This window comes from Amycolatopsis sp. NPDC043887 (genome assembly GCF_056435665.1).
The window spans coordinates 478,116-489,332 of sequence record NZ_JBWKEB010000006.1 but is presented as its reverse complement, the minus strand read 5'-3'; the positions used below and the strand labels follow the sequence as shown (position 1 = coordinate 489,332).

Here is an 11,217-nt window from a genome sequence, read left to right as displayed (position 1 = left end):
GTCCTTCTCCAGCTCGGCCACCTGCCCGCGCAAGCGCAACAGTTCGGCCCGCTCGGCCGCCTCCAGAGGTTTGTCCCCGTGGACCTCGGCCGCGGTGACCCGTCGACGTTCGTCTTTGACCCAGACACTCAACATGCCCGCGTCGATACCCAGCTCGCGGGAAACCTCAGCGATCGTCCGGCCGGAATCGATCACGCGGTGAGCAGCCTCGACCTTGTACTCGGCCGTGTACAACCGGCGCTTGCGAGGAGGCATGAGGACATCCTTTCAGCAGGACGACCGGTCCTGCTAACTCGGTGTCCACTACACGGGGTGAACCTCACCAGGGAACCAGTCGCCACTCAGCGTCCCCCGTTACCACCCCGCGTTCACCGAAGCCCAGTTGAAGACGCTCCCCTCGGCGCGCGCACGCTCTCTCAACGCCCGACCTGCGGCATGAGCGGATGTTCGATATGCGGCGAGCCTCGGGGGCGAGCTGCCCGTGCCTGCCTGCGTGAGCAGTGACCTGATCGATGGTCGGCCGCAGAACCCAGCCACGGGCGTGTCCTCGGTGTGAGACTCCCCCGAGTGCTCCCGAGCCATCGTCATCCCGCCGAGATCTGTTGCCGGCCGTAGTCACTTCCCGAGCTGAGGCTTCGAGCCGGACGCAAGCAGCGCGGTCTACGTCACGCAGAATATTTTCGACACAGTGCCGATTTTTCTCTGCACTGTGTCATAGTGGTGTCGTGGCACCGAAACGTCGTGAAACGCCGAGCAAGGGCGATCTGCGGGAACAGGCGATCCTGGACGCCGCCGAGGTGCTGCTCGAACGGGAGCACATCGAGCCGATGACCGTCGAGTCGATCGCCAAGGGGGCGGGCATCTCCCGCGGCTCGCTGTACTTCTACTTCGGGTCGAAACAGGAGGTTCTCGCCGCACTGGTCGCACGCACCGTCGCCCGGTTGCACATGGACGATCAGTCCGCCGACCCCGGCCTGCCCACGCACGACACCGTGCGAAGGGCTGTGGAGAACACGGCCGGCACCTGGCGTGAGCACGGACTCGTGATGCGGGCGGCGGTCGAGTTCGGCCCCGAAGTGCCCGAGATCGCCCGCCTGTGGCGCGACACCATCGCCAACAACACCGAGGCCATGACTCGTGTCCTCATAGCGGCCGGCCTGCCCGACGAGGACGGCCCGACCGGCGCGGCGGCGCTCGCCCAGGCCCTGTGCTGGATGACCGAACGCAACTTCTACCACGCGTCAACACAACCCGGCGGCCTGGATCGCACGACCGAAACGATGGTCGAGATCTGGTGCCGCGTCCTACCTGGAGGGTAGCCATGCTTTTCCTGATCACCGGTGTCAGCAGCGGTCTCGGCCGGGCGTTCGCCCAAGGGGCGCTCGACGCCGGGCACACCGTCGTCGGCACGACCCGCCGGGCGCAGGACGTCGCGGCATTCGAAGCGCTCGCGCCGGGACGTGCGCACGCGCGTCAGCTGGACGTCACCGACGACGCCGCCGTGTTCTCCCTCGTGGGTGAGATCGAGGCGCAGGTCGGACCGATCGACGTGCTCATCGCGAACGCCGGCTATGGACACGAGGGAGTGTTCGAGGAATCACCACTCTCCGAGCTCCGGGCGCAGTTCGCCGTCAACGTGTTCGGTGTGGCCGCCACGGTCCAGGCGGTACTGCCGTTCATGCGCAAGCGTCGTGCGGGGCACGTGTTCGCGGTCAGCTCCATGGGCGGGCTGATGACCGTACCCGGGCTGGCCTACTACTGCGGCAGCAAGTACGCCGTGGAAGGCATACTGGAGACCGTCGCCAAGGAGGTCGCGGACTTCGGCGTGCACGTGACGATCATCGAACCCGGCTCGTTCCGCACCGACTGGGCGGGCCGATCGATGGTCCGCACGCAACGATCCATTCAGGACTACGACACATTGTTCGAACCCATTCGTGCGACCCGGCAGGCGGCCAGCGGCAACCAACTGGGTAACCCGGCCAAAGCGGCAGAGGCCGTCCTGAAGGTCCTGGAGGCCGAGAAGCCACCCGTGCATCTGGTACTGGGCTCAGATGCGCTGCGACTGGTCACGGCCGGCCGCGCGGCGGTCGACAAGGACCTGCACGAGTGGGCGGAGCTATCCCGCTCCACCGACTTCCCCGATGGTCACCAGATCGCTTCGAACTGACCACGACGCGCCCGGCGAGCCCACCAGGTGCCGCGCAGCGCTCGGGTGGACCTCCGCCAACGACGGCAACGTCACCGCGGAAGTTCAATCCGGGACAGACCCGACTGCCAGCCGACGCGGCGGCGTCACCAACCGATGAGGCCTATGACCGCTACCGCTGCTCCACCTGACCACCCGTCGGCGAACAACCTGTCATCGGCAGAAGAGAGCGTTAGCGGCAGGGAGGCTGACGCGCGGGCGCCGCCATCGAGAACGTGTTCTTACAACGACGCCGAGCTGCAAGGTGATCCTGTCGCTGGCAACACGGCGGTCCCACGACCTTGGCAACTGACGGATCCCCGTGCTACCGCGCCGCGCCGTGCTGGCGGTCGAGGCGCGATCAGCTTCGCGGCATGACTAGCACGGCCGCGCCGGCCGACGAACCTGCTGCGATCACCGACCGTGCAACTGGCCGCCAGCCGGGGAAATCGAACTGGCCGTCCACGGGGAATTCCGACTGGCCACTGACGCCGCTGGGACGTACGTGGTCGTGGACGTACTTCTGCATTGAACGGGACTGTGTCGGCGCATGTCCTGGTCATGATGATGCTTCGCAATGAGATTGCGGTTGGTCTTGCGATCGACTCAGCGTTCGCGCGTCTCCGAGGTTTGCGGATTTCCACTGGTCAACGCCATTGGGCAAGGCCAGCCGGGAATGCCGACTTGTTCCCCCATGGCCGTCAGGCCATCCAGGGAACCAGCGCGCCGAAGGCGCTCGATCTCCACCACGTGCTCGCCGAGCCCGCGTTGTGGTGGGTGACCACGGCGGTGGTCGCGATCCTGATCGCGGTCTTCGTCCTCCACCGACACTTCCGTTCCCACCACCTCCGCTCCAGAGTCAGTTACGACCTCCTCCCGACCGCCACGTTCGACCCGTCGCTCCAGGGTGTTCTGGCGTTTGCGCACCAGCTCGGCCGGGTGCGCCCGGTGCACGGCTGGGTGCCGAAGTCCGCGGTCGGTGTCCGGGTGCGGTTCAGCACCGACGAGGTGTTCGGGAAGCTGACGATGAGCGTGGAGGGCCGGGAGTCGATCACCGGCGTGATCAACAAGCTGACCTACCCGGAAGTCGAAATCCGCCGCAACGCGGACGACCGAGGAGATGTCTCCCGGCACGACGGACGAGGGCGAAATGACCTCAGTGCGGGCGGGGGAGCGCGATGAACTTCTTGCGAGACCTCCGGGCACGCCGAAGGGAGGAGACTTCTCCTTCAGCTGAGGGAGCACAGGTACATGTGGCGCGCGCCGAGCTGGTTCTCGCGCGTCCGGCCCACCTCGCGCTCAAGGCGCTGCCCCTTCGTCCGGACGACCCGCTGCAGGCTCTGGCGAACGCGCTCGGCGACGTCCGGCCGGACTTAGGTGAGACGGTCGACGTCTGCCTCGACCTGATTCCGCTGACGCCCGCGAGGATCCGCCACCTTGCTCGTCAGACCGCAAAGCAGGAAGGGACGGTAACGGGAGCGCTCGTTGAGGCCGCCGGCGAGATCATCGGCGAGTTCGTGCCGACGGCGCGCGGAGCCCGCCGGCCTGCGTCGCGAACGATGGCGCCGGTACCGAACAAGTTCGCCACGGACGAGCCGGTCTTCGCGGTCCAGCTGTTGATCCGCTGCCGTTCGGAGATCCCCGGCCGCGCCGAGGCGCATCTGCGCAGCGTGATCGGCGCCTTCGACGTCTACCGCGGCGACAACTACTGGCGAGCTCGAGGACCGCGCGTGCTGGGTTGGCATTTCGGCGCGGACACGGTCCTGATCCGCAGGGTTTTCGACCGGCGCTTCGACACCGGCTTGGCCAAGCCGCGCAGCCGGTCCTACGTGACGGCCAGTGAGATCGCGGCGCTGTTGAAGCCGCCATCCGGGCGTTGTCTGTCGCCGGTGATCGCCCGCAGCCGGGGCTGGGTCATGCCCGCTCCCAGGGAGATCCCGCGATACAAGCCCGGTGCGGGATTGGTGCGGCTCGGCTATGTCACCGACCTCAACGGCGAGGACCGGCTCGTCGGGGTCCCGGTTCGAGAGCTGCTGTTCTCGGCGCGGTTCGGGAAGGCCGGCTTCGGTAAGACCGAGGAGGCGCTCGCGCAGGCGATCGAGATTGCACGGCTCGGTGGCGGGGTCTGGTTCCTGGATCCACATGCTGACGGCTGGAAGCGCGCGAAACCGTATCTCTCGGACCCTGAACTGCGGAATCGGCTGTGGGAGGTCAACCTCGACGTCCGTGGCCGAGACAAGCGGCTGCCTGGCTGGAACCCGCTCAGCATGCAGGGCTTCTCCGAAGAGGACATCGAGGACCGCGTCGACGCCGTGGTCACCTCGTTCGCCACGGCGCTGGGATGGGGAGACTCTGCGCCGAGGGCGAAGTCGATCCTGACGAAGGCATGCGAGGCGCTCTGCTATCTCGCGATGCGACTGCCCGCCGAATGCGCGCCCACGATCTTCCAGATCCCGACGCTCCTCGACGATGACGCCTGGCGTGACGAGGTCTTGCGCGTACTGAAGCCGAGCATCCGTCGTTACTGGACGGATTCGTTCACGAAGCTCGCTCCGGACGCGACCACGGTCGTCACGAACATCATCAACCGCCTGCGCACCAGCCCGACGTTGTCCGCCTTCCTCGGCTCGTCGGTCACGACGTACAACGTCCGCCGGGCCATGGACACCGGGAAGATCGTCTTCGTCTGCACGACCGGCACTGGCGAGACGAACAAGCTGATCACGTCGTTCATGATCTACGACCTGTTCCGCGCCGGCCGCTCGCGTGCGGACACCCCGGTCGATCAGCGCCGCAGGTGCGACGCCTTCGTCGACGAGCTCGCCGCGGTCGACGGAGCGTCGCGCGGATACCTCGCCGCGATCCTGGAACAGCTGCGGAAGTACCGCGTCGCGCTGCACGCGATGAACCAGATGCCCGACTCATAGTGCCGCAGGCCGCGGCCGCGCAGGACGCTTGGTAGCCAGGGGCGGCAGTGGGAGAGGTCGACATGCCACAGCATCGGCCGCCCGGCGGCTTCGAACGGAGCCATCACCTCGTCGACCTTGGCCAGGCGACCAGCCTCATCGGTGTGGAAAACGGGATCGTAGACGCCGTTGAAATCCGGATCGTCGAGCTGGGTCATCACCCAATGGGGTTGCCCTTCGGCGTTGCCGCGAGTATGTCCATCGCCGAGTTGCTCCCGAACGGCTTGCCAGATCGTCCGAGTCACCAGCGGCCCCGACGGCAACACCTCATTCATTCCGCCGTCCTTTCCGAACGACCGGGTTTGTCCGGCTCTTCGTCGTACCCGATGATGATCCACGGTAACCAGTGCGCTTTGTATCGCCTTACGCTTTCCCGAGCACCGCCGACCACTGCCGAGCTGACCATGCGAAACGCTTTCACCGCCGAGCTGCGATGGCTGGTGCGTCCCGGCGCCGGGACGCGTCTGGTGCGTATCTCCGGCGGCCCGGGTCTCGGCAAGACCAGGTTGCTGAGCGCACTCGCCACGTCGGCGAGTACCTCCGGCTCACGGGTGCTCAGAGCCCACGGCTCCCGCTCGCTGGCGGACACCCCGCTCGGCATGCTGTGCGAACCGCTCGATCTCGACCACCCATCCGGCCTCACCACGGCACGGCGGGCGCTCGACGAGCATCTCCGCCGCGGCGGGAACGTCCTCCTCGTCGATGACCTGCACCACGCCGACAGCGCGACGCTGGGCCTGCTGGCCGGGCTGCTCCGGCGGCCACCTCGCTTCCGGCTCCTGATCGCGATCGCCTACCGGCCTCGGCAACTCGCTGACCTGCCTGGGGCGCTCTCGTCCGGTGACCTCACCGAGCTCGTCCCGTGGACGGTGTCCGAAATCGCCGACGAGTTCGGGATTCCCGCCGCCATCGCCGCCGCGCTACATCGCGAAACCGGTGGCGTTCCCGGCTACCTGGCCGCCTACTCCGACGACGGTAACCCGCATCTCACCGCTGAACTCGGTACGCTCGACGACGGCGAACTCCTGATCGCCCAAGCAGCCGCGGTACTGGCCGAACCCGCCGAACCGGCTCTGCTGGCCGAGATCGCCGAAACCACCGCGACCCGGACGGCGTCGGCGCTGGACGGCCTCCATCGGATGGACATCCTCCGAACCGACGGCGTCACCTGGGAATTCCGGCATCCGGCGCTGCGGGACCACGCTCATTCGAGCGCGAGTGTCGCCTGGTTGTCCGGAGCTCACACCCGCGCGGCACGAGCCTTGGGCCGGAAAGGCGCGAACGCGACCAGGTTGGCGGCACATCTGCTCTGGAGCGAGCCGGGGCCGGAGGTCGTCGCCGTTCTCACCGAGGCGGCCGCGTCGGTGACGGCCACCGACCCCGCGAGGGCCGTGCTGTGGCTGGAACACGCGCAGGCCCAGACGCCCAGCGGCGTTGACCGCCTGCTCGCCGACGCGCTGTTCCGCGCGGGCCTGCCCGGCCGCGTGCGACAGGCGTATCAGAAGCTGTCGCTGTCCGCGCACGACCGCGTCAGCCGAGCACGGGCGATTCTGGGCCAGGCGCGGTGCGCGGCGGTCGATGGCGAGGGCGCGCACGCTCGCGCCCTCGCCAGGACGGCACTCGGCCTGGCAGGCGACACAGACATCGGCCTGACCCTGGACCTCTTTCTGCGGCTGGCGGCGCCCGCACCGGGACTGCGCGGTGACGAGCGTCAAGCCGCCAAGGCGCTCGAGCTCGCGGCTCGGCGCGGGGATCGCCTCCGCCAGGCGGAAAGCCATGCCTCGCTCGCCCTCGTCAGGGGGCCGGGGGAGAAGGGAGCGGCCGAACATCTGGAAGCGGCCGTCGCCCTTGTCCGTGAGTCGCCTGACCAAGACCTGGCAGAACGCCCCGAGGTGCTGGCCATCGCCGCCGAAGCCGCGAACGCGCTCGACGGATCAGGAGGAGAGCTCGCGGCACGGGGACTGGCTCTGTCCGCGGTGAAGCTCGACCGTCCAGTGCGGGAGAGGCTGCTACGAGCACAAGCCGCCGCGTTGACCGACCACCGCGTACTCGCCGAATGCTGCGTCCAAGCCCTGCTCGACCATGACCACGTCCCGCCCCGCGTTCGCCGCACCCAGGTGGGCCACTTCGGCCGCCTTCTCCTCACCGCGCTGGTGGCGAGTGGTGAACTCACGGAAGCGGAACGCTGGCTCACCACGATCGCGGCGGCGGGCGTCGACACCGGCGAACTGTCGGCGCTGGTGCCGTCCACGCGCGCGGGGCAGCAGATGACGGCGGTCCCCGGTTTGTCCGCCCGGCAGAGCCAGGTCTGCGTGCTCGTCGCCGAAGGGCTCACCAACCGGGAGATCGAAGACCGGCTCGGCCTGCGGCGGCGCACAGTCGAGACCCACCTGGCCCATGCACGCCGAAACCTGGGTGTCGGTTCCCGCGCCGAACTCGTCTCCGCGGTCATCCGCGCACTGGCGGCCTCTTGAGCCTGCGCTCAGCGCGGACTCAGGGTTTCGACAGGCGTGTTCCTACGGTCGGCCTGTCTCAACCATGACAGCGAGAAAGATACTGCGATCGTGAACATCACCTTCCGTCCCCGCACGACCGTGGCCATGGCCGTCGCGGCGTGCCTGCTCGTGGCCGGCTGCACCAAGGACAACGGTGCCGCCGGCACAGGCCCCGCCGAGTCCGGGCACAAAGCCGCCCCGCCGCCGTGCTCCCTGCTCACCCAGGAGCTCGCGGACCGCGCCCTCGGCAAGCCGTCCACGCGGAGCGAGACCTCCGGCGGCGCCAAGGGTTACGGCGCGAGCTGCCACTACCGGACCGACAACGCGGACACGGTGGACCTGTCCGTCTACCCGGGTTCGGCGGGCAGCCCGAAGGCCAACTTCGAGCAGTCCATGGCGACCGTGCCCAGCCCTGTTTCGCTGCCGGGGCTGGGCGACCAGGCGTTCTGGGTGCCGGACACAAGATCGCTCTACGTCCTCAAGGGCGACTTGTACTTCGCCGTCCAGGTCCTTTCCATCGCCTTGGAGGAACCGGACAAAGCTCGCGGTGAGGCCGAAACGATCGCCAGATCCGCGCTCGGCAGGTTGTGAGACGTCAGGTGCGATACCGGGCGTACCAGCCGGCCAGCTCGGCACGCGAGCCGATCGCCAGCTTTCCGTACACTTTGGACAGATGAGTGCCGACGGTGCGTTCGCTGAGCACGAGCTTGGCCGCGACGTCGCGATTGGACGCTCCGCGGGCGACCAGCTCGGCGATTTCCCGCTCCCGTACGGTCAGGCATTCCCAACCGATCGGGACGCCGTCGGCCGAAGCCGTGGCGGCCGACCAGCCGCGCGCGCCGCATTCGGCGAACAATGTGCGCGCACGCAGCCGGTCGGCTGCCGCTGCGCCGGGATCACCCGCCAGTGTGAACGCCTCGGCGCGCACCAGGACGGCCTGCGCCAGATGCAGCCGGGCACCGACCGCCTCGAGCAGGTGGATCGCGTCCCCGGCGGTACGGGTGGCCTCGTCGGCCATGCCTTCGGCGAGCAGGACCCTGGCCATGGACAAGTCCGCCACTCCGGCGCGCAGGTCCAGTCCATCGCCGGCGAGCGAACGCAGGCGTTCGGCCCATTCCCTTGCCGCGCGCGGATCGTGACGGCCGATCTCCGCGCGGGTGAGGCACTCGTAGAACCGGAGCAAGTCCTCCTCGTCGACGCGCGGGGTGTCGGCCGCGTCCATGATCCTCGCGTACTCGGCGGACAGCTCGACCTCTCCCGCCACCCACCGGGCATGCGCGTGGTACAGGTCGGCGATGGGTCCCCACCAGCCCGACTCGGGGCAGTCGATCTTGACGGCTCGCGCTCCGGTGCGCACGGCCGCAGGCAGATCACCGGTGACCGTGAGCAGCCAGCACAGCGTCGCCCCCGCGCTCTTGCGCAGCTCGGCGCTGCCGAGCAGCACCGCGGTCTCGTACGCGTCATCGGAGGCCCACAACGCTTCGGGTAGTCGCCCCTGCCAGTAGAGGGCGTCGGCGCGGACGATCTGCAAATACGGCAGCAATGCCTGCTGACCGGTGTCACGGATCAGGCGAAGGCCGCGATCCGCGTGCCGGACCGCGTCGGCGAGGCGGCCGAAGAACACCTCGCTCCAGGCCAGCCAGACGACCGCGTCCAGCCGTTCGGAAAGCGCCTCGTCGGTCAAACCGTCCACAGCGGACGCCGCCGCGTCGCACCACGGCAGCCCTTCCACCGCTTCGCCGTTCATATGGCGGCTGACCGCGATCAGCCCGTACGCCGCCGCTTCCAGCGCCTTGTTCCCGAGTGCCTTCGCCGTGGCGAGCGCTTCCAGTGCCAAGCCGCGGTCGGCGTCGAACCGGGCCGCCATGAGGTGGGCGCCACCGATCTCCAGTTTGAGGTTCGCCGCGGCCTCGCCGTGCTGATCGGCGAGAGCGGCGAGTTCCGCGTACAACGCGTCCGTCGCGGCGCCGTGGTCACCGAGCAGCCGCCACATCGCCGCCCCCGCGGCCACCGCGTCCGCACGTAGTGGCTCGTCGGTCGGCAGTTCCCGCAGCAGGGCGGTGACGATCTCCAGACCTTCGGCGAGTTCCCCGGTCCGTCCCAACGCTCGGGCCGCCCGCACGGACAGTGCCCATCGGCGGTGGTCCTGCCCGGCGGGCAGCAGAGCGACAGCGGTACGTAACCAGTACGCGGCCGACGCGGGCGCGGTGGATTCCGCCGTACCCGCCGCTTCGACGAGCAGGTCGACGGCGTGCCGATCTCCTCGCGCCGCGGCCTTCGCGACATGGTCGGCGCGAACCGGCAAGGACGCGCCGAAGTCTTCGAGCGCCTCAGCGGCCCGGCCGTGAGCCAGCGTCCGCCAGCCGACCCCGGCGTCGGTATAGACCGCCTGGCGGACAAGGGGGTGGCGGAACCGGAAACGGCGTGCGTCGCCGTCCTCGCGAAGCAGGTCACGCGCCAGCAGACCGTCCACCGCGACCCAGGTTTCGGCGGGTTTGAGCGCGGCGATCCGCGCGACCATGGCGGGATCGAAATGATCCCCTGCCACCGCCGCCGCCCGTGCCACCAGCAACTGCACCGGCGGCAGCGCGGCGAGCTCTGCCCGCAACACGGCGCCGAGACTCGTCCGGCCGGGATTCTTCGCCAGCTCCAGCAGGTAGAACGGGTTGCCCTCGCTCTGGGCGTACAACGCGCGCTTCCGGCCCCTGTCGACGTCCGGGCCGAGCAGGCGGGCAGCGTCCTCTTCGGACAATCCGTCGAGAGGCAGCCGTCGCACGAACCCGTCTTGAGCCGCGTGGGCGAGCCCGGCGGCCAGCGCGGGCGCGACCTGTGCCGGGCGGTACGCCAAGGCCAGCAGCACCCGGCCTTGCGGCGGATGTCGCAGGAGATACGTCAGCAGGTCGACCGACGCGGCATCGGCCCAGTGCAGGTCGTCGAGGACGAGCACGAGCCCGTCGGGCTCGGCGAGACGTTCGATCAGCCCGCGGACCGCCCGGTGCAAGGGGAAGCGCTCGGCGACGGTGATCTTCCCGCGTCCGGTGTCCGCCGCTCCGTGCAGGCTTTCGGCGAGCTGCTCGTCGAGGTGACCTTCCAGCGCGTCGAGCACAGCGGCGAAGGGCACCGACCGTTCGAACTCAGTGGGGCGCCCGGACAGTACGCGGCAATGTCGATCACGGGCGTTCCCGCCCAGAGCTCCGAGAATCGACGTCTTGCCGATGCCGGGCTCGCCTGCCACTTCGAGGATCCACGGCGGCCCGGACGCGGCGGCGAGTGCGTCGAGCGCGGTGTCGACAACGGCCAGTTCTCGCTCACGCCCGATCAGAACCGACACGCGGAGAGCATCACACGGTCACCGGATCGGAGCAACCGGCTTATCGCGTCGGCATGGTGGGTCGCGAGTGGCGATTCGGCGGGAACTCGAGATGGGCGCTGACGCGCGCCAGCGGTCATCGTCGTCCGCGAACATATCGCGCGGGAGACCTACGGCGGGGGAGCCTCGGCCTCGCGTAGCGCCGGTAGTAGGTCATCGCCAGGTCGCGGGACTCGGAGGCGGCCGAGTGCGGCCAGG

Annotated in this window: 8 protein-coding genes; 6 read left to right on the top strand and 2 right to left on the bottom strand. The window is 68.9% G+C overall.

Translation table 11 applies throughout. From position 1 onward, the window contains the following. Positions 1-255 (bottom strand): transposase (locus AC069H_RS19240; RefSeq protein WP_478233246.1); only part of this gene is annotated, 255 nt, incomplete at its 3' end. A 470-nt stretch (positions 256-725) separates the two neighbouring features. Here AC069H_RS19240 and AC069H_RS19235 point away from each other — a divergent pair. From AC069H_RS19235 to AC069H_RS19210, 6 genes are all read left to right on the top strand, one after another. Then, complete coding sequence (locus AC069H_RS19235) at positions 726-1,319, top strand: TetR/AcrR family transcriptional regulator (protein WP_478233245.1); 594 nt, start codon at positions 726-728, stop codon at positions 1,317-1,319. 2 nt (positions 1,320-1,321) lie between these two features. Beyond that, the gene (locus tag AC069H_RS19230) at positions 1,322-2,170 is read left to right on the top strand and encodes an oxidoreductase (protein ID WP_478229738.1); all 849 of its coding nucleotides are present in this window, start codon (positions 1,322-1,324) and stop codon (positions 2,168-2,170) included. Between the two features lie 702 nt (positions 2,171-2,872). Continuing rightward, on the top strand, positions 2,873-3,370 hold the full coding sequence (locus AC069H_RS19225; protein WP_478233244.1) for a hypothetical protein: 498 nt from the start codon (positions 2,873-2,875) through the stop codon (positions 3,368-3,370). A gap of 71 nt (positions 3,371-3,441) precedes the next feature. Next, positions 3,442-5,115 carry a type IV secretory system conjugative DNA transfer family protein gene (locus AC069H_RS19220; protein ID WP_478233243.1) on the top strand — a complete coding sequence of 558 codons (1,674 nt, stop codon included), beginning with the start codon at positions 3,442-3,444 and terminating at the stop codon, positions 5,113-5,115. A gap of 443 nt (positions 5,116-5,558) precedes the next feature. Then, the gene (locus tag AC069H_RS19215) at positions 5,559-7,628 is read left to right on the top strand and encodes a helix-turn-helix transcriptional regulator (protein ID WP_478233242.1); all 2,070 of its coding nucleotides are present in this window, start codon (positions 5,559-5,561) and stop codon (positions 7,626-7,628) included. A 90-nt stretch (positions 7,629-7,718) separates the two neighbouring features. After that, the gene (locus AC069H_RS19210; protein ID WP_478233241.1) at positions 7,719-8,240 is read left to right on the top strand and encodes a DUF3558 domain-containing protein; all 522 of its coding nucleotides are present in this window, start codon (positions 7,719-7,721) and stop codon (positions 8,238-8,240) included. A 4-nt stretch (positions 8,241-8,244) separates the two neighbouring features. On the opposite strand, the gene AC069H_RS19205 is transcribed toward AC069H_RS19210, so the two are convergent. Continuing rightward, positions 8,245-10,980 (bottom strand): helix-turn-helix transcriptional regulator, encoded by a 2,736-nt coding sequence (locus AC069H_RS19205; protein WP_478233240.1) that lies wholly within the window; start codon positions 10,978-10,980, stop codon positions 8,245-8,247. Positions 10,981-11,217: the final 237 nt, after the last annotated feature.

Bases quoted from the DNA above. Each gene is read 5' to 3' on its own strand.
- AC069H_RS19230 (WP_478229738.1), top strand. From the start codon at position 1,322: ATGCTTTTCCTGATCACCGGTGTCAGCAGCGGTCTCGGCCGGGCGTTC.
- AC069H_RS19215 (WP_478233242.1), top strand. From the start codon at position 5,559: ATGCGAAACGCTTTCACCGCCGAGCTGCGATGGCTGGTGCGTCCCGGC.